A 23,908-nucleotide genomic window follows, 5' to 3' on the forward strand; every position below is an offset into this window, starting at 1 on the left:
GAGGTGTTATAAATGGGATTGTTACCAGCCAAAAAGAAATTAAAAAAAGAATATGATATTGATAGTTATTATCTTAATTTAGCATCAACAATTACTAATCGTAAAAATGTTACTGTTCAAAAACATAATGAGATTTTAGAAAAAAGAATTTGTGAAGATAATGCTAATTTTTTAAATCCACGAGATTTAGAAATTAGCATTTATAATTTTATTACTAATCAACAAATAAACTCTAAATTAATTAATATCTTTTTAAAAATGCAAGACTTTACTAATAAGAATTGATATAACGAATATAAAATTAATAAAAATGGTAAGGGTGCATATTTTATTTTTGCTAATAATTCAAAACTTAATTTTATTACTATTGATTTTTACAATGACCATTATGATGAATTAGGTAATTTAGTATCTTGCACTTTTGATTATGACCCTTATATTAAAAATGACCAGAGTATTTTTATTACTGAAAAATTAGAGATTGATTCTGTAACTAAACAAGTTAAAGTTATTAGAAAGTTAAAAACACGATTATATAGTACTATTACCGACTTATATATTGATGATGTTAAATGAAATAACTATACAACTTTACAAAGAGAAGAAATATTGCCACTTAATTTTATTCCAATTGAAATAATTCCTAATAACTCTAATTTTGAACCTTCTGCTCGCTATGGTAAGCAATTTGCTAGTATTTTAGATATTATTGCTGAAAAGATAATGTTAGACCCATTGTTAAATAGTGGTAAATTTACCATTAATACTAATGGAGTTACTGGTGTGGTTGACCAAGAAATTAGTAAAATGCTGGCATCATTTATTGAAAATGACTTGTTATTAGTTGAAGGAGACCCTGATAGTAATTTTCAACCAGTAGACTATATCGCTGGTAATTTTAAAGGTGAACAATTAACTAAAATATATGATTGATTGTTAACTAATTACTATAAAATAAATCGCCATCATGTTCCCGCAATCGCTAAGGGAGCACAACAAACGCAAGCAGAAGTTGCTGGTGTAAATATTCAAACAAATGCATCATACGAACAAATGATATACATTAGAGAGATTAAATTAACTGAATTTATTATTAAGTTAATTAAATATGATAATGCTGTTTTAAATAGTAGAACATTCAATATTAAAAATATTGATGAGTTAATTGTTGATGTTCGCTTACCAGTAAATGCTACTTTAAACAAACAATTAAAAAACAACGAAACTATTATCAATATTCCTAATGAAGAAGGAGAACAAGAATAATGTTAAAACCATCTGAAAAAATGTTAGCAAAATTAGCAGAAAATGATGAACCAATTGATTATTCAATTGATAGTATTCCGTTAGATTTTGCTATTCAATCACAGTATAGCGACCCCGATTTAGAACAATTATTTAGTGAAGACCGTGCTAGAACCCTTTATATTTATAAAATTAATAATCTTGTTAAGACAAAGCAAAAACCAATCTTAAACTACTCTCAAAATAGCGTTAAAATAGGTTTTATTGACAAAGATGAATATATTAAAATAACTGGTTATGAAATTAGTGATTTTAATTTTAAATTACAAATTCAACAAAATACCACAGTCCAAGATAATAGCACAAGTTATGTAATGATTGATGAAAAAGATATTTTAATTAATGATATTTCAAAAAAAGACAAAAAATTTTTAGAATCCTATGACTTAAAAATAGTATCTATTAATGAACCAATTACCGAAGACAACAAAAATGAATGTTATATCATTGAAGAATACAAACGCCCTTATTCACCTGATGGTGTTGATATTATTAAATCTACTCATTTAGTTAAAATAACTGACTTTAAATGAAAAAATCAAAATAGTATTCATTTAGTATTACATAAATCATTACCCGAAGATACTGTCTTTACTGGAATTGAAATTAAATATCCTAAATCAATGTTATTTGGAAATATTAAATGCTGAGGCAATGTGAATGGTGTTTATTCTTATCCACAATCAATTATTCAAAATGCTAACTTAGTACCCTTACTATCAATGCCAATTGAAACAAAACCTAATGTACGAATATTTCAATATTGATTAGGATATAGTTTTTTATCATGAGTAATTGCATTAAATTATATTGAGGAAAAGGATTGTTTAATTTTAACTAGTATAGATGATTTACCATCTAATAAACAAAAAAAAGTATTTAATAATGTTAGAATTGCTAGTGGAAAAATAAATTTTGCTGGAACTAGTGCAACATTTCCTTCAGAAGCCCCAAAACCAAACTGACCAGAAGGTAATCAAATAACTATAAAAGATAATGATTATGTTCAAGTAGCAAATTATTCATTAGGTATTGGTATTGGTACTCGTGATGTTGCAAAATGAGTATCAACAATTGGAAATAATAATAATAATAATGGTAATGTTGTTTTAGAATTTAAACAAGCACCTGTAAAAGGTAATTTAGCAGATGTATTGAAAAAAATGCTAACTTATAGATATAATTATGATAGAAAATTTGAAGGTGCTAAATATGATGAAAAAAGAAATCCTATAAATAAAATTGCTGAATTACGCCAAAAATTTGAAGGACAAAAACCAGAAAATGTTATTGATGGTTTATTTGAAGAATGAAAATTTAGAAACCCATCTTATCTTAATGATAGGGCAGTAAAAAGATTTAAACAAATTGTATACATGTTGTCAAATTATGTATATAGTAATATGGCAGTAAATAAAGGTTATAATGATGATATTAAATTAATTGCTCCGTATTATTTTGAACTAGTTTCAATATCAAATGAATCAGAAAAAGATTACTGAATATTTGAAGATTGCAGAGTTAAATTTAAATCATCATATTTTAATTTTTCTGATTTAAAAAATATTAATATAGAAAATATAAAATTAAATAATTTAAAAAATATAAATAATAATATTTCAGAAAATAAAGTTTATCAATTAGAAACAAATTTTTTTAATTGATTATCAATAACAAACGAATTAGAAACAAATAATATTCCTTCACTTATTCCGGCAGAAATTAAACTATCAGATGGAGAATATGGCAAATACTTAACTAATTTAATTATTTCTAATAATAAATTAGAAATATGTTTAGAAAAACTATTTGATTTTCATAAAGAAAGCATTATATATTCAAAATCAGAATGATTAAATTTAATTAATAATTTTGTTGAAAATAATATTAAAATACTTTTTTCACAAAATATTAATTTTTTAAGCAAAATTGAAATATCAGGAATATGAGGTTATGGAGATTATGATATTACAATTTTTACTGAAAAAGAACAAATTAATATTAATAATTTAGAATTATTTAATAAAAACAATGAAAAATTATCATTAGTTACAATAGAAATGTAAAAAAAGTCATTTATTAAAATGACTTTTTTAATTTATGAAATAATCATCAGGATATTTTCTATCTCATTCTTTTGAATAAACATCTGAATTTCATGTATCTATATTAAAACTATATAAATTCATTTTTTTTTCAAATTTATTGAAAAATCCTCCTAAGGCAATAGAATATAATTTATCAGGATAACTTCCTTCAACAATTGGATTGTTTGTACAATAAAGTTTTATTGCATATTTTTGTAAATTTTTATTATCTTTTGTTTTGTATCTTATTTTCATTTTTCCAATTTTTTCACCTTTATTACAAACTATTGTAGTATTATCTCTTTCAAAAAAAGTTCTATATTTTTTGTCTTTTTCATGAGTAATTGCAGTAAGTGTAACTAATACAATCATGCATAAAATTAAAATGGTAGATAATATTATATATATTGATATTATTTTATGTTTTTTAACTAATTTCAACAACTTCATAATAATTATCCTTTCAATATTATTTAAAGTTTTTAATCAATCTGGGCTCGCGGGATTTTCATAAGTTTTGCGAAAAATGCCTTAAAGTTTAAAAAAACTTTTGCCGCGCTTTTCAAAATACTTTGGAAAAATTCTAAGCGTTAAGCGAAGAATTTTATAAAGGTTCCCAAATTTATTTGAAAGAATCTCAAAATCTTTTTTAACTTGTAAGTCATTTTATCACAAAAATTTAAGAAAATCAACCGCTCGCCCAATTCCTGCAAATGATTTTTATAGTCTTAATGATATAATTAAAGCATTTAAAGAAAGGAAGTATATTTAATTTTATGTATAAAAAAGGAAATAAAGTTAATGTTAAAATAACAAACATTACACCTTATGGTGCTTTTTGTAGAGCAGAAAAGGCTGGTGGTTTAATTCATATTAGTGAGATTTCAGATTACTTTGTTAGAGATATTAGAGATTTTTTTGATGTTGGTGATGAAATTGAAGTTGAGATACTAGATTTTAATTCAGTTAGAAAACATCTTAAATTAAGTTATAAAAATTGTCATCCTGAACTATTGAAAAATGATGATGGTAATAAAATACAAGAAAAATCACCTAGTTTAGAAAAATCATTAAATACTAATTATTTAATAAATAAAAAGTAAATAAAATTTATAAATTTTAGAAGGTTTTTAAAACCTTTTTTATATTTTCATTTTAAAACGATATGGATAAGAACCATAAAACAAAGCATCATATGGGTCATGGTACATTTTACTATCGGGTGTGTTTGTTTTGGTATCACTAAATCTTAGTTCACTAATGCACTTATCTAAAAATGGAAAATTATTTAAAATGCCATATATTTTGCCTTGGACAAACATTTTTCTTATTCATGTTACACGATTGATTATACCCGCTTCTTTATTCAACGAAGTTTGATGTTTTTTAGCTTTAAACATTTTAATTTTATAACCCAAATAAGGGTAAATATCTTCTTGCAATTTTTGCATAAAATCGTGGGCATTAATATCATAATGAAATGTAGCATATTCAAAACCATAAAATTTATCAAAAGTATTGATTATTCATTGTCCGTAATGTTCAACTATTTCATTTAAATTCATTGCGTTTTTTGGGGTAACAACATTTTCTTCAATTAAATATTTATCATATTCATTATTTTCATTAATTTTATAACCACTAAATAAAAACACCGTGTGGTCTTCACTACCATTAGCATAATCCACACCAATTGAATAACTATCAAATTGATACTGTTTTGTATTGGAATTATAAAAATCTTGTAAATTATACTCTTTAATATATTTACGATAATTTCGTAAAACATAAATACTGGGGTCATTATCGTTATATTCAAAACCGTAGTATTCAAGTTCAAATAAATCAGGTCGTTCTTGTTTGTTTGTTAAAACAAGTTTTTTAGTAATATTAGGTATTTTATTTCAAACAGCACCCATTGTTAATCGTAAATTAAAAATACCCAAACCATTAAATGCTTTTTTGTTTTCTGAATATACTTGATTGTGTTCTTTTAAAATATTTTTAATTCTTTCATTTAAGGGTAAATATGGGGTTACAAATTTTTCATAAAAGACATGGTACTTATCAAAAGGATTAAAAGTAAATTGATTAGAATATGTTTTATGAAAATATGTTGTTACTGTTATGTATTGTTTTGCTATGTTGTCTCATTCTTGAAATGTCCAAGATAATTCTGTTACTGGAATAGGATTATCTAAATTATATTGTTCATTATCATTTTCGTCTATATATTTTTCATAAGATACTTTTAAACTTTTTGAACGAAACATTGAAACTCTTAAATTATTATATCTTTTATCTAGTTCTTTGTCCGTTAAAATTTCTTTTTCTTCAGCATGTATCATTTCATCTGTTCACGCCGATATAATACCACTACCTTTACCAACTTTTCCCATAATTTTATTACCATTAGCATAACCCGCAAAAGCAATGCGAACACCACTAGGAAAAACAATTTCTCCACCTTCTTTAACATTTTTAGGTCAAACAATGCCATTTTCATTGTTAGGTCCTATATCAATCCCATATTTATCATATAGATAGTTGCAGACATTAATTGTATCGCCAAATGTAGTATCTTCGTGAGTGTTGGCATATCTTCGTAGAATATTAGATGAAGCATTGGTAAAATTACAAGCAAAAAATAATTTTTCTGCTAAATGATTTCATGTTTTATTAGTACCACGCCCCGCTGAAACAAACTTAAAAAAAGTTGGCGAAGTAAAATATCGGGCATAACTATCACCAACAAAATCTTTAAATACTTTTCAATCAAAGCCAAAATTATAGTCACTGAAATTTAAATCATATTTTTTATTTAAATGTTCATAACTAGTAATTCGTTTTTTGTTATTAATTTTTGTAAAATCTTGCATTTTTAATTAGCCTCCTTTTTTTTGATAAGATTATATGAAGTATTAAGTATCAATTAAGTATCATAATTTAAAAAAATTGTTTAATTACGAAAGGAAATTATAAAATGGAATTAAAACAAAATTTATTAGGAAATTATAAAGAAAATAAAAGAATAGAAACAAAAAATGAAACTAAAAATTTCTTGATTGAAAGAGATAATGAGATATTTAAATTATATCAACAAGGACAAATATTACAAGGATATAAGGTTGTATCAAAAATACCAAAAACAATTAGAACAGAAGATGGAGATATACCTTTAAAAAGAAGAAGATATGTTAAATATGATGAAGAAAAAAATGAATATATAAATCGCTATCCTTTGGATGAAGAATTAGGTTTAAAAAAATACCAAAGAAATGAACAAAATTTAATAAATAAAATTACTTCATTTATGGGTGATGGAAAAAGATATAAAGATATTTTAGATACTGTCGAAAACGCTAATATTAGTGAAAGAACAATATCTAATATTTTTAAAAATGCAGATTTAGAAGAAACCGATTACATTAGTAATAAAAATAACAATAAAATTAAAATTCCAAATAATGTTTTATATATTCAAGTTGACGGGGCTTTTGTGCCAATGCGAGAAAATAAAAAAAGAGTTGAAAATAAAATATTTCTTTCAACTATGCATGTTGGTGTTGATGAAGAAAAGTCAACAAAAACCAGAAAAAAAATGAAAAAGAAAAAAGGCGTTTTTCAAATGATGAATAAAAATCATAAGAATAAAAATGATAAATCTAATATTGATAATTTTATTGATAAAATTTTTAAATCAATGGATACTTATGATATTAATGAAGATAATAAAATATTAATATTAAGTGATGGTGAAAAACAAATTAAAAAAATTTATAGAGCAGTAAAAGCAAAATATAAAAATAACACTGTATCATATAGTTTAGATAAATTTCATTTATCAAATAGATTTAAACAATTATTCCCAAATCGAAATAGAATCAAAATTCATAGAATAAAATATAAATTAGCAAAAATATATTTCTTTACTGGAAATTATAAATTATTATTAGATTTTTTAATATGTCATTTACCATATGTTAATGGTAATAAAAAAATATTTTTATTAGAAACTATTGAATTAATTAAAAATAATAAAGAAGGAATTGAAAATCAAGCGTTAGAATATAATATTGGTTGTCATGTTGAAGGTGATGTATCACATTATATTAAGGCTGTTAAAGGGCGTGGCGCGAAAATATATTGTAAAGAAACATTTATCAATATGTTAATTGCTTCTATGTTAAAACTTAATAATCAAATTAATGATGAGAAAGTTGATAAAACTAATAAAAATAATAAAGAAAAAATTGAATTTAATATATTTAATTTAAATCAATCTCAAAATCAATTTTTATCTTTATAAAAAATAAAAAACCTGTTAAAATTACAATTAAACCAAGATAAAAAAGAAAAAAGTGGAGTAGGCTGTAAACCACCGAGCCTATTACTTTTAAAATAGATACCAACTCCACTTTGATTAATTATAATTATAACATTTTTATTTAATTGGTCAATAAATCATATTAATTGTTTTTTCTGTACTATTTTCAAAAGTATTTTTTAGTGTGTCAAAATTTATAATTTTATAAATTATTTCTTCAAATAAAAATTATGCTTTAAAAAAAGTTGAATTTTTTATAAATTTTGTTACAATTTAGTTATAAGCGAAACTTAATTTGTTTCTAATTACTTAATTTTATTAAAAACCTCAAAATAATGTATACTACCCAATTTATAGAATGATTTTAACAATTGATAAAAATAATAATATTATTGCTGGTAGTTTAGAATTATTTCATAATTGAAAATATGCAGATGAACCTGTTAAAAATTAAAAAGATAAATTAGGTTTTTTGTTTACTTTTATAAAAGATAAAGATAACATCTTTAATTTTGATGGAAATACTAATTCATATTTAGAAAATGGAAATATTAAATATTATGAACAGATAAAAGGTCAAATTGATATTAATAAGTTTTTAAAAGCATTTTTTGCGTATGCTTTGGTGCCAGTATTTCAAAATCGTAGTAATTTTATTGAAAGTGGTTATATTGATAATTTACAATATGATACTGTTTTAATTAACTTTTTTGGTTTAAAATTAGTTAATTTTAGAGATGTTTTAATTGATGAAAAAAATACTAATAAAAATCAATTTGAAAAATTATTAAATAGTATGTTTACAGTTTCACAAAATTTTTATAAGGATTATTTACGCACAATTTTTGATTTAGAAAATAATACTTATACACAAGGATATAATAAAAAATATGGTTTATTAGCAAATAATGGTTTTAAAATTTACCCACGATATTTTTATTTTTCTGATAAATATAAATCATTAGATTTTAAAATGTACTCTGCTTATAAAAATCGGTTTTATAACACAAATTATGGAGATGTATTTAACTATGATTTTTCAGTTGCAAATAATTATAATATTAATCAAAATGAAGGTTATGTTTTTGAAAGCATTTTAAAAAACAAATATGGTTTAAAATATAAGAAAATGGAAGAACAAAAAAACGGTTATAATGTTTTTGAATTACAAGCACAAAAAGAAAATGATATGTATCGATATTATGACTTTAATTTTGGAATTTATAACTGACAAGAAATTAATAATGGTGGATTATTTCCTGATAGTCAATGATGACAAGCACAATATGAAAGTTGTAGTTGATATAATTTAGCGTGTCATATCAGAAATGCTGCAATTTGAATAGTTAATAATATTCCTGGTATTAAGCAAGTAAACGAACTAGCGAGTGGTGTTGGTAAAATATTTCAAACAATATATAGTTTTTTTAGTCAAACATTTGAAGTATGAAAATTTAGCCCTGCATTATATAGTACAATAACTAATTTATTCTTATTAATTATATTTATGAAATTTGTACGATTAATATAAAAAAGGAACTTAATAATAGTTCCTTTTTAACCTTTTCAATCTGTAATTTCACCAGTATTTAGATTAATTGTTGGTTTTTGTGGTTCACCAACTCTATCTCAACAATAAAGACCTTTTAATTTACCCATTTCAACATAAACTTTTATATCACTGGGAATAAATGGAATACCATTTATTTCTTTGGCGTAATCTGTATCATGTTTAAATTTTAATATTTTTCATTGTTTACTATTAAAAGGTTGAAAAACAAAAAAATAAAATTTATTATCTATATTAAAAACAAATGAATTATAATCAGTAATTAATTTTCAATTACCTTCAACTGGCGGTTCTTGTGGTTTTTCGGGTTTAGGTTCTGGTTTATTACCCCCCCCGTTTTCATTGTTATTTGGTTTTTCACAACTAATTAATGATGTTGTACTTGTTGCTGTTATTCCAATTGTTCCTAAAATACTAAGTATCTTTTTCATATAATTTTTCCTTTTTTTAAAATATTATAATCATTTTAACATTTTTAGTTGGGTATTTGATATATTTTATAAATTAAAGATAAAATTAATTTTTATTTATCACAGTTTTTATCGCCAATATTTATAGTCATTCATTTATCATCTATTTTTTGAGTAATAAAACTACAATTTTTACATTTTCTTAAATCTTCGTCTAGGTTTATTAAGTCATGCATAATATTTTCTCTTCTTTCTTTACAAATTGTAAATAATAACTAATAAAAAGTTAATTAATTTCAAAATGTTATAATTAACAATAATTATAATATATATTTTTAAGGTGGGTGTAAATTAATGAAATATATTATTAATAACTCTAATTTAAGCGATTTACAAGCAAAATTGCAAGATTTTTTAAGTAAAAATTATCAAAATAAATATTATAAAAGAATAAAAAAGAAAATATTTGCATATATTAATTTATGTAAGGAGTTTTTTCTTGAAACTAAGTTGTTATTAAAAGATTTAATTAAAAAATATTTTAAAAATAAATTTTCAACTTTTTATTATTTAGCGAATAAAATTTTAGTTGCATATGCAAATAATAATTTTGAAGATTTATTATTAAAATCAACAGTTCCTAATAATATTAATTATCAATATAGTAATGATGTTCGTGAAAATATCTGTGATTTATATTTTGAATATTTTGATAAACGTGCTGGTGGTGTTTTATCATTGTTTTATAATTTTAAAAAAAGGAATTCATGGCGAAGAATTAAAAAATAAAGCACCAAAAAATTTAAAAACATTTTTTCGTTGACTTAAAAAAGATAAACGATGATTAAAAATAAAAAATAAAATTAAAAAAATTAAAAGACAACATCCAAGATATGAAGTTAAAGAATTAGGATTATTACAAATGGATGCTAAATATTTTATGCCAAGTAAATTTCCAGTTGATAAAAAGTATTATGTTTATGATTTTATTGATGAAAGAATTAGAGGAGTATTCGGTTATATTTATGATAAATTATGCACTGAGAATGCTATTGATGCTGTTAAAAGAGCAATCAGTGATTTTAAAAAAATATTTGGTATTAAAATAACACGAATTAGAACTGATAACGGTTTTGAATTTATTAATAGTCATCGGAATAATCAAAAAAGTACTGTTAAAGAAACTACTTTTACTCAATTTTTAACAGATAAAAATATTTTACATCAAACAACACCTGTTCGTTCTCCACAGTCAAACGGTAAAATTGAAAGATTTCATCAAAATTATACTAAGTTATTTGTATTTGATGAAAAAATATTGGATGCAGTTGGTTTACAAAATAAACTAAATGATTATTATTACTTTTATAATTTTGAAAGAGTGCATAAATCTTTGAATTTTCAGACACCATTTGAATTTTTAACTAATTTAACTAAATAATTTTAAATTTATAAAGTTTTATTTAAATTATTTTTTAGTGTGTCAATTTTAGAATTTTTATTTATATGTGTATCATTTTTAATGATGTTTTTATATTTTAAATTATATATTTTATTATTTTTTCTTGTTTTCTTGCAATCTCCAAAATGTGTGTGGTATACTACACTTTGAATTAAAAATATGGCAAAATTTATTCAAGAATATTTTCCTAAAAATAAAGTACATTACACGATAGATAAATTTCACCTTACAAGTAGATTTAAAAAATTATATCCTTATCAAAGTAAAAACAAAGAAAACAGAGAAACATACCATAAAGCAGTCGATTATTTTTTTAATGGTAAATATGAAGAATTATTAGAACGCTTAGAAAACAGTGCTTCTTTTATAAAAGAATCAAAAATGAAATTCTTAAAAGAGACAATTAAATTAATTAAAAATAATGAAGAAGGTGTCAGAAATCAAACATTATGAAATAATATTGGTAGTCATATTGAGGGTGATATATCACATTACTGTAAAGGTGTTTTGGTTAAAAAAGCAACTTATCATGAAAAAACTCTTAAAAATAAATTAAATACTAGTATGATGAATTTTAAAAATAAAATTAATTTATTTAATACTAATGAACCATTAGAAGAAAATAGAATTAATTATTCAGTTAATAATTTTGTAAATAATAATTTACAACTAAACTTAATTTTTATTAATTTTATCTAATAAATTAAATAACTTTAATAAACATGTATTTTTGTCGTGGAAAAATTTAAAAAATGTTAAAATATTGTTGACAATAAAATTAAAAGTAATATAATTTAGATAAGTAAGTGGTATTTTTATTCCACAATTTCTAAGATACTAGTTAAAACCCTTAAATAATACATACAGCCAACAATTGTTTTACTTTTTTTGTAAAAATAATCACATCTTGAAATTTTTCCATAAATGTATTAATTAAAATTCAACTGCCTTTATTCGCACTAGGGTCAGCAACAAAAAAGGATTTTCCACGACGTTGATAAATGGCAACATAATGATAATAACCCATTGCATTTAAAACATAGGCAATTAATAGTTGCTCAAATGTTAATGTTGCTAATTCTTGTTTATTAATTTCAAAAGCAGTTAATCCGATATTGTATTTACTAGCAATTTGACTTAAACTATAAACATTTAATGCTCCCTGATAAGCAGGAAGGTGATTTTTCAATTCATTAATTGTCAATTTTTGGTGATGATAATATTCAATTAACATTGCTAAACAAGCATAACCACAATCATCATTTTGCTTTTGTTTAATAAAAGGATATTACATAAAAACACCTCTTTTTCTAGTTATTGTTAACCAAAAAAAGAGAATATTTCCTAGATAACCAATAATTGATAAGTTGTTCGTAAACTTTTTGTATAATTAACTTTTGAATAACTAATAATTGCATTATCAATTTGTTTTTTCATTCCTAACTGAAAATAACTATTTAAATAGCCATATTTTAAAAATTTTGGAGCATTAACTTGATTAATGCTATGATAACTTTGTAATTCAATTTTATCCTCAGTTAATGTTCCTGTCTTATCCGTACATAAAACATCAATTGCTCCTAAATTTTGAACTGCATCAAGTTGTTTAATTACAACTTTTTCTTTTGCTAAATTTTTGCTTCCCCGGGTCAAGTTAACAGCAACAATTACTGGCAACGATTCGGGAGTTAAACCAACTGCTACAGACAATGCTAAAATTAAAGCTTCTAATCATTGTCCTGTTCGAATGCCATTTAACACTAGCACAATTGGTACCATAATTAAAATAATTAGAATAGTTAAGCGCGTAATTTTTTTAATTCCTAAATTAAAACTATTTTCTGTTGGTACTGCTGCTAATTGTTCATTTAACATTTCTAAATAAGTATTAACACCTGTTTTTAAAACTACCGCAACAGCGCTTCCAGCAACAATACTACTTCCCATAAAGCAAAGATTTGATAAATCAAAAATTTGATGTGGTGCAGCATTCGCAACAATTGTTTTAAAAACAGGTGTTGCTTCACCAGTTAAAACAGCTTGGTTAACTGACAAATTTTTAGTATAAATAATTCGAACATCACAAGGAACAATATCACCTGTGGAAAGATAAATTAAATCACCAAAAATTAATGTTTTTGATTCTACTTTAACTGCTTTTGCAACTAAATTCGGTAACATTGTTTCATTAACTGTTGCAAAATGGCATTCCCCTGTTCGAATTACCATTGAAGTTTTTTTACTAATTGTTGTAATTTTTTTGTTGTTCAAAATGCTTTATAATCTTGTCCTAATGAAATTGTTGCGCTTAAGGTCATCATAATGGCAATAATAATTGCACTAGCTAAAGCTAATGGATCATGAAAATCTTTAACAAAAAAGTTCCTAATTGAAAACCAAAAATTACAATTAATAATAAATTAAAAGGATTAACAATTGTCAAAAAAATATTTTTCATTCAATTAAATTGTTGTGGTTTAATTGCAGTTTGATCTGCGTGAGCTAAGTATTGTTTAACTTCATCATTATGATAACCAATTTTTTGATTAGGTAAATTTGCAACAATTTCAGGAATGGTTGCTTGGGCAAGTGCTTGATAATCAGTAAAAATTTTAGTTTCATTAAATTGTTGGTTCTTTTTTGCCATAATACCAAGCCCTCCATGATTATGGTTTAATAATATCATAATTTAAAAAACAAATTTGTTAATAAAAACACAAAACAATTGTTTTGTGTTACTTATTTTATGTCATTAAACCAGCTTCGTATAATCGTTTAAAACGTCCTTCAACTTTTTTAGTTCATCAAAGGTTCCACTTTGAACAACTCCATTTCCTTTTTCTAAAACTAAAATTTGATCAACATTCTTAATGGTACTTAAACGATGAGCAATAATAATTGTTGTTCTACCTTTCATTAGGTTATCTAATTCCGTTTGAATTTCTTTTTCAACAAATTATCTAAAGCACTTGTTGCTTCATCAAGAATTAAAATTTCAGGATTTCGTAAAAACATTCGCGCAATTACTAATCGTTGCTTTTGCCCTCCTGATAAAATAAAACCACGCTCTCCTAGTAAAGTATTAAACTCTTCTGGTAAGTCAATAATAAAATTATATAACTCTGCTTTTTTTGCTGCTGCTTCACATTCAGCATCAGTTGCCATAAAAGTTCCATAACGAATATTATCGTAAAAACTTCCGTAAATAATTTGTGGTTCTTGTTCAACATAACCAACATGGTCTAAATATGATTTTAAATTAATTTTTTTAAATTTTGATTATTATTAACATAAATATTCCCTTTTGTTGGATCATAATATCGTAATAATAATTTTGAAATTGTTGATTTTCCAACACCTGTTTCTCCAACAAAAGCATAACTTTTTCCTTGGTGAAAATGAAAATTAAAGTTTTCTAAAATATATGGTTCATCTTCATTTGCCGCATCATATTTAAATCAAACTTTGTCAAAGACAATATCACCACTAATTTCTTTTAATGGTGGTATGGTTGCATTAATATTAATGTTAGGAATTTCATTAAAAATTTCTGCAACACGAGTTGCTGATGTTGATGCTGTTGCTAAATTAGCTAGTAATCGAACAACTTGAATAATTGGAAAAATTAGGGAATTAATACTCATTGTAATTGACAACATCACAGTTGGGTCTAATCGATTATTGTTAACAAAAATAATTCCAACAATTAATGCAATTGTATTCATACTAGTCAAGGTTGTTATAACAAAAGCAATTACAATTGATTGGACTTTAATAGCACACATACTAACTTTATAATATTCTTTATGAATTTTATTAAAACGTTCTTTTTCATATTCATTTGTACCTGTTGCTTTAATTAATCGAATTGCATTAATCTGATCATTAACATCACCATTAACATCAGAGACCACTTTTCGTTGTTTATACATTAACCGACGAATAAAAGTAAAACCAAATGAAGTTAATAATAAAATTCCAAATGATATTCCTAAAATAATACCAGCTAATTCCGCAACAGTTGCACTTCCATCAAGATAAACAAAATTACCATCTTGATCAATAACTGGTTCAATCCCGCGTGGGCCATCTTGGTATTGCAAAACACGGTTATCTAAAGTAAACATAATCCCAATACTACCAATGAAGGTGAAGAAAGCATTTAAAAAATTTTGTGAAACTTGAAATGCTTGGTCACCTAAAATTTGCGTATCAGAAATTAATTTAGTTAAAATATCACCCATTTTTTTATCATGATAATAATTCATATCTAAATCAACTAATTTATTTAAAACTTTAATTCGAATATCAATTTCAATTTTTCGTGAAATTGACCCACCAACTAAACTTTGTAAATATAAAAACATTCCCGAAACAATAAAAGTTCCGACAAAACCAATTGCTCAGTATAGTAATGTTCCTCATGGCATCGCAGGATCATTAATACTTGAACGCTTTGACATTCCCGTTGTCAATTCCATCATAACAATATTTGTTAATTTAGGTAAGGCAACTGTAATTCCACAAGTAATAATAATAAATAAGATTAAACATAATCAACGAAATTAAAATTGTTTATAATAAATTGATAATAATTTAAAAAATCCCATTGGGGTGGCTTTTGGCTTTTTAATTGGCAACGGTTCTTTTTTTGTATTATTGCCAGTTAAATTTAACCCATCATTTTTTTCTCTCATCATAAACTCCTTTTTGTGCATTTTGTTAAGTATTTAACAAAATAATTATACGAATTCTAAAAAATATTACAAGTTATTTTATTAATATTTGTTAAATATTTAACATTTTATTTAAGATGTAGACCCTTTTTTTAGCAATTCAACTATTTTTCCTAAATCAGCTAGTAAAGTTTCATATCGTGGTTTTGATAAAATTTGCATAATGCGTTGATCTAATTGATTTACTAAATTAAAAACAATTGGTTTTAATTTTCATCACTTTTCAGTTAAGGTTAAATAAATAATTTTTTTATTATTTTCTGGGCGATTTTTTACAACATAACCCTTTTGTACTAATTTTTTTGAAACAATCGTAATATTTGCCCGTGATTGATTAACAACTTGTGCTAATTCATTCATTGTATAGTCAGGAAACCGTTCAATTAAAATTAATAACCAAATATTAGAAATTTGAAAATCATAATAACCTTGTTTTTGTAGTTCATTTTCAATTTGCTGTGTAAATGCTTTGTTAATAAAACCTAAATAACGAAAAAGTAATCCATCACATACTTCATTTTCTACTTGCATTTTTTCCAAAATAATCCTCCTCCTTCTCATTAATTTTTCTATATTTCTTATCTTTTTTTATCTTAACATAGAATAAATTAATGTTAAGTATTTAACAAAGATAAATAAAAAATGTATTTAAAATAAATACACTTTTTTGCTTTTAACGTTCTAAATCATGAATTGGATTATTATTAGTTAAAAATTCAATTTCAAAAATAATATTTTTGGAAGTTAATTTGCCTTTTTTCTCATCATTTACGCGAAAAGCATAATTTTGATAAACAAATTCTTTAATTTTATTTTCTGATTTTGTTAAATCATATCCTGTTTCCTTAACAAATCATTGATATAATGTTTTACTTGTACTTTCTGGTGGTGCTGCTAAATGCAAATATTTTTGAAATACTTTTTTAATCGAAGTACTACCATGAATTCAAAGCATATGGTGACCAATTTCTTTTACTTGCCCAGTTTCATCATCTTCATCATAAATTTCACCAACTAATTCTTCTAAAATATCTTCCAGTGTAACGATTCCAAGAAAATTATTACTATCTTCATTGGTACTAACAACTGCCATATTAACTTGTTCTTGTTGAAATAATTCTAAAGCATCATCTAATTTTAAATAACGAGAAAAAAATGGTTCAGAAACTAAACTTTTGATATCAACTTCTTGATGATCAATAACGGCAATAAAAACATCTTTAATGTTTAAAATTCCAATTACTTTTTTAGTTTCTGGAACTAAAACAGGAATACGCGTAAAACGTTCTTGCTTATAAAACCGTTGTAATTCTTGTCATGAAATATTACTATAAATTGTTTTAACTTTTTCCTTTGCTGTCATAATTGAACCAATTGTTTTTTCATAAAAAGTTATTGCTGATTCAATTAGTTCTTTCTCATTTTTTCTAAAACACCTTCTGATTCAATTGTTAAAATTAATTCTAACAATTCATTTTCTGTTGTTAAAACACCATTTTTTTGTTTATGAAAGGTTAACAACCAAGTAAAAGGATAAAACAAAATTTTTCAGATTCATAAAATATAAGCTGAAAAAATTGAAAACTTTTCAGGAAAAGCTTTAGCAATTGTTTTTGGTAATAATTCACTAAAAATTAAAACAGTTAAACCAATAACTCCTGTTGCTACTCCTGTTGCTGTTTCAGCATTGATAATCAAAGACGCAAAAAATAAAGTTCCAATTGTTGCTAAAGCCGTATTAACTAAAGTATTTGCAATTAAAATAGTTGCTAAAGTACGATCATAATCTTTGACCAATTTATAAACTTGTTTTGCTCGACGAATTGTTTTATTTGTTGTTCTTTTTTCCGTTTACTAACATTCTTTTTTGCCATTTGTTTTAAACGAATAACATTAATTGAGGTAATAGCTGTTTCTGAAGCCGAAAAAAAACTTGAAAAAATTAATAAAATAATCATTATTGGAAGTAACACAGCCAATGCGGTGGTCATATCCATCATCATTTACTCTCCTTTAAAATCTGTATTATTTTTTATCATTATATACTTTTCTCTCATAATTATCTACTAAATAACACCATAAAAATATTTAGATTTAACTTTAAAAATATAAAAAATAATGTATAGTTATAGATAGACAATTATATAAAATAATTCTTGGGGAGGAATAGAAATGAAAAAACTGTTAAATACAATGGCAGCAATGACACTCGCAGCAACAACAGCAACAGCAACAATCGCTTGTTCAGATCAAAATATGGCTTATTACAACCAATTCATCAATGGTATAAACAATAAAGAAAGTTTTATTTTTATGGTTTCAGCAAAGAATTGCATTCATTGTCAAAATACAACAGATACAACAATTCCAGATTTATATAATAAAAATGGCTATGGTAATGATAAATATGACAAGTATTTAGCAGGTAATTTTGGTGCCCAATATGCTTTAAAAACATATCCGATTAGTTCTGATGAACAAGAAAAAATTAAAAACACTCGCTTAATTATTACTGATAACATTAAAGATTATAATGGTATTTGAAAAGAAAAATGAGCAAAAAAAATTGCTGATTGAATTGTAACACAAGAGCGAAATGCTCATAAAATTAATGGTAAAATTGACAAAACAATTACTACTGTTTCATTAGGATTAACTGTAACGCCAACTTACGTCTATATTAAAAATGGAAATTATGTTGGGTTCGAAACTGGTGAAGTTTGAAACTTACAAACGGGGGCCAATTCTGACTTATGAATGAATCGTTTTATTAAACATATGGTCTTAGAAGATTGAGATATTGATCATAATAAATCATAATAAAAAATACTCAGACAACTTGCTGGGTATTTTTTTAATTAATCATTGTTAAAATTGCATTAAAAATAATAAATAAATGATTATAAATAATTTGGTAGGTATACATTTTGCGCTGATCATTAATAATAATCGGTGTTTTTGTTGTTAAATTAGTTTCTATAATCGGTGAATTTTCTTTTAAAATAAATTTAATATTATCTAACGGTAAAGTTTTATCAGTATGTTTTAAAACATTAAATAAATAAGTTTGATCTGTATCAATAATAATTCAAATTACAAGATCATCATCTCTTAATCGTTCTAAAAATTTTTTAGCAATAAATTCATGTGTTGTTACACTTACATCAAAACCAATTCCTAACAATTGATGATAAAAATTAATTAATAAATCTAAATGTGTATGTTCACCAATCAAATAAATTTTTTTGTTGTTTTTAGCATTGTTTTTAATTCTAAAATTGATGATAAATTTTCATTTAATAAATTTGTCATCATTGCACTATGGTTTGATACTAAATCATTAACAGTATTTTTTGATGGATTAAGACGATAAAACTAATTAAGTTTTTTTAAATTATCTAATTCATAGCGAAAAAAAATATAAAATTCTTTTCATCCTGTAAAACCTAAACTTTTACAAAACTTTGTCACCGCTAAAACACTTGTATGTGATGTTTCTGCAACATCATTAATGATAAAATTTTCATTTGATACTTTAGCAAAATTTAAAATAGTTTGTGCAATAATACCATTAACAGTATCATCATTACGATTAATAATTTCCTCCAACTTCTCAAAAATATTAGTTTTTAATTGCATATTACCCACCTATTCATTCCATGGTTTAATCCCTTCAGATTTCAATTAGATTTTAATAAAATTTAGATAACAATGGAATGAAAAAAATTTGAGAGTTTAATGAAAATATTTTCCTAATCTACCTCATCGGTACGGTCTTTTACTACTTCCTCAATTTTTGCTAGCACAGTAAATAATTCTTCAAATTCAAACTTTTCAATTTAATTACATACATGTTGGACATTATTTAAATCCATTTTAACCTCCTTTCAAACAAAAAATTACCATCCTAAGTTAACTTTTCCTTGCAAATATAAAACTTTGTTTAACAACAAAGTTTTATATTACTTTAACATTAAAATCATATTGTTTCATAACTTCTGGTTTGTCCGTTACTAAATATGAAACATCTTTAACGTCATAAAATTTAAAAAACCCAATTTTATTAAATTTTGTACTATCAGCTAATAAAATTTTAACTTGAACCCGTGCTAAGGCTGCTAATTCAACCCGCGCTTCTTCTTCATTACTTTTGAAAACAGCGCCAGTTTTGTCAATTGTATTTGCTGAAAAAATAACTTTTGAAAATTGAATTAATGATAAACTTTCCTCACAAAACGAACCATAAAAAGCTTGTGATTTTTCTCGTAATTTGCCTCCAAATAAGACATTATATTGAACATTAGGATTATCTTTTGCCAATTGTAAAATTCGAAATGAATTAGTGACAATTTTTATTGGTTTATCAATTAAAGTAACAAAAATTTCACAAGTTGATCCTGCTCCGACAAAAATAACATCATTTTTTTCTAACAAATTTGTTAACTTTTTTCCGATAATCATTTTTTTATCAAAATTAATACTACTTGTTCGAACATTAATATTACATGTTTTATTATGAACTCCTAAAAAATTAATACCACCATAATACATTGTAATAATTCCTTCATTTTCAAGTTCTTTTAAATCACGGCGCGCAGTTGTTGCTGAAATATTATATTTTCGAACATATTCAAGAACATGATTCATTTCGTGAAAAAGTTTTTGACACAAATATGCTAATAATAAATCTTTTCGTTGGACTCGATGGATAATTCTCTACTCCTTTCATTGTTTAATTCTGTACTTAATTATTATACCGAAAAAAAGTTATTTACCAAAATGTTCCAAAAATTTTCTTAAATTTTCAATAAGTTTTTTATTATGCAATAATTGATATAATTCAGCATCACTTGCTTTTTGAATTGCACCAATACTTTCAAAATGGTGATTTAATAATTTAATTCGTTGTTTTCCAAACCCTGGGATTGTTTCTAGAATACTTGTTGTCAAAGCTTTTGTTTGCCGGCGGCGAAAACTAGTAATTGCAAAATTATGAACATCATCTTGCATTCTTGTTAAAAATAAAAATAAACGGCTACTTTTATCCAAATATACTTTCTCTTTTTTTAAATTAAGTAAATGGTCAGTTTTATGATGATCATTTTTAACTAAACCAATCACGGGAATTGATAAATCTAATTTTGCTAGTTCTTTTAAACAAGCATTAACTTGTTGAATCCCACCATCCATAATAATTAAATTAGGAAGGGCTTGTTCTTCTTGAATAATCTTTTGATAACGACGAGCAACAACCGCCGCAATACGGTGCGTATCATCTTGATATGGAATTTCTAAATTATACTTACGATAATCATTTCGTGATGGACGACCATTTTTATAAACAATAACCCCACCAGTCACAAACTCATTATTAATATTAGCAATATCAATCATTTCAATTAAATATGGTAATTCTGATAAACCTAATAGCATTTGTAACTCTTTTAAAACTTCAGCATTATTTAATTCTCGTTGGGCAGTTGTCTGGTATTGGACATAAGATTCATAACTATTTTCAGTCGCTAATTTCATAATTGTTTTTTCAATTGATGTTTTAGGATGAAAAACACGATTATCAAATAACAAGTTTAATTCTGGTAATGCAATTGCCTCGTTAACAATTATTTTTGTGGGTAAAATATTTTTTTGATAAATATTTTGCAAGTATAAGCGGTATAATTCTTGGTAATCTTCAGCAAAATCAAGATGATAATATTCATAATCTTTATAGCTTAATTTTCCAGCACGATAAAATAAAGTTGTTAACACTAAATGCTCAGTAGTTTGATATAAACTAATCACATCTAAATCATCATTTTGATTTAACATTTCAACTGTTTGTGATGATAAAGTTCAATCTAAGTTTCGAATTAAAACTTTTAATTTATGTGCTTCTTCAAATTGTAAGTTATCTGCGGCTTGAAACATTTGTTTCTCTAGTAGTTTTTTTGTTTCAGTAAAATTACCTTTAAAAAAATTATGAACTTTTTTAATCATTTTTGTATAATACTCTGAAGGAACTGATTTAAAACAAGCACCCGAACATTGATTAATATGATAATAAAGGCAAGGTTTTTCAAGATTTCCTTTACAACGACGTAAAGGATATAATCGTTCTAAGACTTTAATAATTTCCCGCGCATGACTCCCTTTTGGGAATGGTCCATAATAGCGAGCATATTTTTGATGAACATTACGAACATACAAATATTGAGGGTCTTTTTCTTTTGTAATTACAATATAAGGATAATGTTTATCATTATTTAACAAAATATTGTATTTTGGTTTGCACTGCTTAATTAAATTATGTTCTAAAATTAGTGCTTCTTTTTCAGTTTTCGTAATAATTGTTTCTAAACGAACTATTTCTTGAACTAAGCGGGTTGTTTTATAATTATACACTTTGTTAAAATAAGAACTAACACGACTTCGTAAGTTTTTTGCCTTTCCAACATATAATACTTGATGATAATTATTGTAAAATAAATAGCATCCTGGTTTAGTTGGTAAAATCTCAGCTTGCTCTTTTAACGATAATTTTTCTGACATTTTTCATTCTTTCCCTTATGTTTGTTAATATTTTATGCTTAATTAAAACAATTAGCAACTCATCATAAAAAATCCAAGATAAGAAAACGGACTTAATATTAAAATAAAAAACTACTTTTCAGAAAAGTAGTTTTGTTAATTTTTTAACGCTTGTTTTGATTTTTCTACTAACACTTTAAATTCACTTGGATTATTAATTGCTAATTCTGATAACATCTTACGATTTACTTCAATGTTAGTTTTATTTAAACCATTCATAAATTGTGAATACGACATATCATGTTCACGTACTGCAGCATTAATTCTTTGGATTCATAATGAACGAAAATCTCTTTTACGTTGCTTACGATCACGAAAAGCATACGCTCATGATTTCATTACTTGTTCTTTTGCTTTTTTATAATGCGTTGATTTTGTTCCAAAATATCCTTTTGCTTCTTTAATAATTTTTTTACGACGTTTTCTTGTTGTTGGTCCGCCTTTAACTCTTGCCATTTGTTAATACTCCCTTCTCTTTCTTTATCCTTGTAATAGTTGTTTTAATCGACTCTGATCAGTTTGATCCATTAAACCAGCTTTACGTAAATGACGTTTTTGTTTTGTTGTTTTATTTTGGGCTAAATGTGAAGTATATGCATGCGCAATCTTTCATTTTCCTGTTCCTGTTATTTTAACTCTTTTTGCTAAAGATTTTTTCGTTTTCATTTTTGGCATAAATTTTCCTCCTTGTCTTTTCTTTTAAAAGTTAATTTAATTAATTATTTTTTTGGTACAACATACATATCTAAAAACAAGCCATTTAACTGGGGTTGTTTTTCAATCTTTGCCAAATCTTCAATATAACTAAAAAATTTATCTAATGTTTCTTTGCCATATTCAGGTCTTGCAACTTCTCGACCACGAAACTTTAAAGAAATTTTAACACGGTTTCCATCAGTTAGAAATTCACGCACTTTTTTTGCCTTAAATTCCAAATCATGTTCACCAATTCCTGTTCGTAAACGCATTTCTTTATTTTCAGTTACATGTTGATTTTTCTTATTTTCTTTTTCTTTTTTCTTTTGTTCGTATTTATATTTTCCATAATCAACCAATTTTGCTACCGGTGGATTTGAAGCAGCTGATACTAACAATAAATCTAAACCTTTTTCTTCAGCAAAACGAACTGCTTCATTTCGCCCTAAAGGGCCAACTTTATTACCATTATCTAAAATAATTAAAACTTCACGTGCTCTAATATCATAATTTACTTGCTCGATATTTTTATTGTTTTTAGTGGGCTGATTCATCCAATACCTCCATTTTAATTAATTAAAAAAAAACGATCAAAAGTAGCGCTTTCATTAACAAGAATTATCTTCTTAAATGATTAAAATATAATCATTAAAAACTTTAATTTTATCTTGTAAAACCTATTAACCACACTAAAGGGCATAGGTGAGCATTAGCTACTTTAACATTT

General features: G+C 24.7%; 25 protein-coding genes and 2 pseudogenes. 9 read left to right on the top strand and 18 right to left on the bottom strand.

Going from position 1 to position 23,908, the window contains the following annotated elements; genetic code table 4:
* The first annotated feature begins 12 nt into the window (after positions 1-12).
* Together AACL22_RS02795 and AACL22_RS02800 are read left to right on the top strand one after the other, a co-directional pair.
* On the top strand, positions 13-1,266 hold the full coding sequence (locus AACL22_RS02795) for a hypothetical protein (protein WP_338989078.1): 1,254 nt from the start codon (positions 13-15) through the stop codon (positions 1,264-1,266).
* Positions 1,266-3,371 carry a hypothetical protein gene (locus AACL22_RS02800; protein WP_338989479.1) on the top strand — a complete coding sequence of 702 codons (2,106 nt, stop codon included), beginning with the start codon at positions 1,266-1,268 and terminating at the stop codon, positions 3,369-3,371. The genes AACL22_RS02795 and AACL22_RS02800 overlap by 1 nt, the downstream gene beginning before the upstream one ends.
* A gap of 27 nt (positions 3,372-3,398) precedes the next feature.
* Here AACL22_RS02800 and AACL22_RS02805 read toward each other — a convergent pair whose 3' ends face one another.
* Complete coding sequence (locus AACL22_RS02805) at positions 3,399-3,842, bottom strand: hypothetical protein (RefSeq protein WP_338989074.1); 444 nt, start codon at positions 3,840-3,842, stop codon at positions 3,399-3,401.
* A gap of 326 nt (positions 3,843-4,168) precedes the next feature.
* Here AACL22_RS02805 and AACL22_RS02810 point away from each other — a divergent pair, with 326 nt between their 5' ends.
* Positions 4,169-4,495: a S1 RNA-binding domain-containing protein gene (locus AACL22_RS02810; RefSeq protein WP_338989072.1), complete on the top strand. Its 327-nt coding sequence runs from the start codon at positions 4,169-4,171 to the stop codon at positions 4,493-4,495.
* Between the two features lie 39 nt (positions 4,496-4,534).
* Here the strand turns inward: AACL22_RS02810 and AACL22_RS02815 are convergent, their stop codons facing one another.
* Positions 4,535-6,271: a hypothetical protein gene (locus AACL22_RS02815; RefSeq protein WP_338989481.1), complete on the bottom strand. Its 1,737-nt coding sequence runs from the start codon at positions 6,269-6,271 to the stop codon at positions 4,535-4,537.
* 104 nt (positions 6,272-6,375) lie between these two features.
* Between AACL22_RS02815 and AACL22_RS02820 the strand changes: the two genes are divergently transcribed.
* On the top strand, positions 6,376-7,701 hold the full coding sequence (locus tag AACL22_RS02820) for an Mbov_0401 family ICE element transposase-like protein (protein ID WP_338989482.1): 1,326 nt from the start codon (positions 6,376-6,378) through the stop codon (positions 7,699-7,701).
* A gap of 367 nt (positions 7,702-8,068) precedes the next feature.
* Positions 8,069-9,250, top strand: a pseudogene (locus AACL22_RS02825) (spiroplasma phage ORF1-like family protein); the annotation flags it as partial.
* A gap of 26 nt (positions 9,251-9,276) precedes the next feature.
* Here the strand turns inward: AACL22_RS02825 and AACL22_RS02830 are convergent.
* Complete coding sequence (locus AACL22_RS02830) at positions 9,277-9,720, bottom strand: lipoprotein (RefSeq protein WP_338989483.1); 444 nt, start codon at positions 9,718-9,720, stop codon at positions 9,277-9,279.
* A 333-nt stretch (positions 9,721-10,053) separates the two neighbouring features.
* On the opposite strand from AACL22_RS02830, the gene AACL22_RS02835 reads away from it, so the two are divergent.
* The 3 genes from AACL22_RS02835 to AACL22_RS02845 all read left to right on the top strand — a co-directional run bounded on the left by AACL22_RS02835 (position 10,054) and on the right by AACL22_RS02845 (position 11,860).
* Positions 10,054-10,488: a hypothetical protein gene (locus tag AACL22_RS02835; protein WP_338989484.1), complete on the top strand. Its 435-nt coding sequence runs from the start codon at positions 10,054-10,056 to the stop codon at positions 10,486-10,488.
* A complete protein-coding gene (locus tag AACL22_RS02840) occupies positions 10,427-11,140 on the top strand; it encodes a DDE-type integrase/transposase/recombinase (protein ID WP_338989486.1) in 714 nt (237 codons plus the stop codon). Before AACL22_RS02835 ends, AACL22_RS02840 begins: the two co-directional genes overlap by 62 nt.
* Positions 11,141-11,320: 180 nt before the next feature.
* Complete coding sequence (locus AACL22_RS02845) at positions 11,321-11,860, top strand: hypothetical protein (protein WP_338989488.1); 540 nt, start codon at positions 11,321-11,323, stop codon at positions 11,858-11,860.
* A gap of 151 nt (positions 11,861-12,011) precedes the next feature.
* Here AACL22_RS02845 and AACL22_RS02850 read toward each other — a convergent pair whose 3' ends face one another.
* From AACL22_RS02850 to AACL22_RS02900, 8 genes and pseudogenes are all read right to left on the bottom strand, one after another.
* Positions 12,012-12,440: a cysteine peptidase family C39 domain-containing protein gene (locus tag AACL22_RS02850; RefSeq protein ID WP_338992971.1), complete on the bottom strand. Its 429-nt coding sequence runs from the start codon at positions 12,438-12,440 to the stop codon at positions 12,012-12,014.
* Between the two features lie 65 nt (positions 12,441-12,505).
* Positions 12,506-13,390: an HAD-IC family P-type ATPase gene (locus tag AACL22_RS02855; RefSeq protein WP_338989489.1), complete on the bottom strand. Its 885-nt coding sequence runs from the start codon at positions 13,388-13,390 to the stop codon at positions 12,506-12,508.
* Positions 13,391-13,511: 121 nt separating this feature from the next.
* Positions 13,512-13,808, bottom strand: a complete 297-nt coding sequence (locus tag AACL22_RS02860) for a hypothetical protein (RefSeq protein WP_338989490.1) — start codon at positions 13,806-13,808, stop codon at positions 13,512-13,514.
* A gap of 97 nt (positions 13,809-13,905) precedes the next feature.
* Positions 13,906-15,858: pseudogene (locus AACL22_RS02875) on the bottom strand (ABC transporter ATP-binding protein).
* A gap of 111 nt (positions 15,859-15,969) precedes the next feature.
* On the bottom strand, positions 15,970-16,428 hold the full coding sequence (locus AACL22_RS02885; protein WP_338992977.1) for a MarR family winged helix-turn-helix transcriptional regulator: 459 nt from the start codon (positions 16,426-16,428) through the stop codon (positions 15,970-15,972).
* A gap of 142 nt (positions 16,429-16,570) precedes the next feature.
* The gene (locus AACL22_RS02890) at positions 16,571-17,260 is read right to left on the bottom strand and encodes a CBS domain-containing protein (RefSeq protein WP_338989494.1); all 690 of its coding nucleotides are present in this window, start codon (positions 17,258-17,260) and stop codon (positions 16,571-16,573) included.
* A gap of 44 nt (positions 17,261-17,304) precedes the next feature.
* Positions 17,305-17,694 carry a DUF21 domain-containing protein gene (locus tag AACL22_RS02895; RefSeq protein WP_338989496.1) on the bottom strand — a complete coding sequence of 130 codons (390 nt, stop codon included), beginning with the start codon at positions 17,692-17,694 and terminating at the stop codon, positions 17,305-17,307.
* Positions 17,667-17,900, bottom strand: a complete 234-nt coding sequence (locus AACL22_RS02900) for a CNNM domain-containing protein (protein ID WP_338989497.1) — start codon at positions 17,898-17,900, stop codon at positions 17,667-17,669. Before AACL22_RS02900 ends, AACL22_RS02895 begins: the two co-directional genes overlap by 28 nt.
* A 169-nt stretch (positions 17,901-18,069) precedes the next feature.
* On the opposite strand from AACL22_RS02900, the gene AACL22_RS02905 reads away from it, so the two are divergent.
* Positions 18,070-18,717, top strand: coding sequence for a hypothetical protein (locus tag AACL22_RS02905; RefSeq protein ID WP_338989498.1), 648 nt, complete (start codon positions 18,070-18,072; stop codon positions 18,715-18,717).
* A gap of 34 nt (positions 18,718-18,751) precedes the next feature.
* Here AACL22_RS02905 and AACL22_RS02910 read toward each other — a convergent pair whose 3' ends face one another.
* The 7 genes from AACL22_RS02910 to infC form a co-directional block, all read right to left on the bottom strand.
* A complete protein-coding gene (locus AACL22_RS02910; protein ID WP_338989499.1) occupies positions 18,752-19,132 on the bottom strand; it encodes a hypothetical protein in 381 nt (126 codons plus the stop codon).
* Positions 19,133-19,272: 140 nt separating this feature from the next.
* The gene (locus AACL22_RS02915; RefSeq protein WP_338989501.1) at positions 19,273-19,536 is read right to left on the bottom strand and encodes a hypothetical protein; all 264 of its coding nucleotides are present in this window, start codon (positions 19,534-19,536) and stop codon (positions 19,273-19,275) included.
* A 318-nt stretch (positions 19,537-19,854) separates the two neighbouring features.
* Positions 19,855-20,610, bottom strand: coding sequence for a DeoR/GlpR family DNA-binding transcription regulator (locus tag AACL22_RS02920; protein WP_338992978.1), 756 nt, complete (start codon positions 20,608-20,610; stop codon positions 19,855-19,857).
* Between the two features lie 54 nt (positions 20,611-20,664).
* Entirely contained in the window at positions 20,665-22,446 is a 1,782-nt protein-coding gene (gene uvrC, locus AACL22_RS02925; protein ID WP_338989504.1) for an excinuclease ABC subunit UvrC, read from the bottom strand.
* 135 nt (positions 22,447-22,581) lie between these two features.
* Complete coding sequence (gene rplT, locus AACL22_RS02930) at positions 22,582-22,941, bottom strand: 50S ribosomal protein L20 (protein ID WP_338989506.1); 360 nt, start codon at positions 22,939-22,941, stop codon at positions 22,582-22,584.
* Between the two features lie 24 nt (positions 22,942-22,965).
* Complete coding sequence (rpmI, locus tag AACL22_RS02935; protein ID WP_126820923.1) at positions 22,966-23,160, bottom strand: 50S ribosomal protein L35; 195 nt, start codon at positions 23,158-23,160, stop codon at positions 22,966-22,968.
* A gap of 44 nt (positions 23,161-23,204) precedes the next feature.
* Positions 23,205-23,735: a translation initiation factor IF-3 gene (infC, locus tag AACL22_RS02940; RefSeq protein ID WP_338989508.1), complete on the bottom strand. Its 531-nt coding sequence runs from the start codon at positions 23,733-23,735 to the stop codon at positions 23,205-23,207.
* Positions 23,736-23,908: the final 173 nt, after the last annotated feature.

The organism is Spiroplasma endosymbiont of Seladonia tumulorum (assembly GCF_964020235.1).
Taxonomy (GTDB): Bacteria; Bacillota_I; Bacilli_A; order Mycoplasmatales; family Mycoplasmataceae; genus Spiroplasma.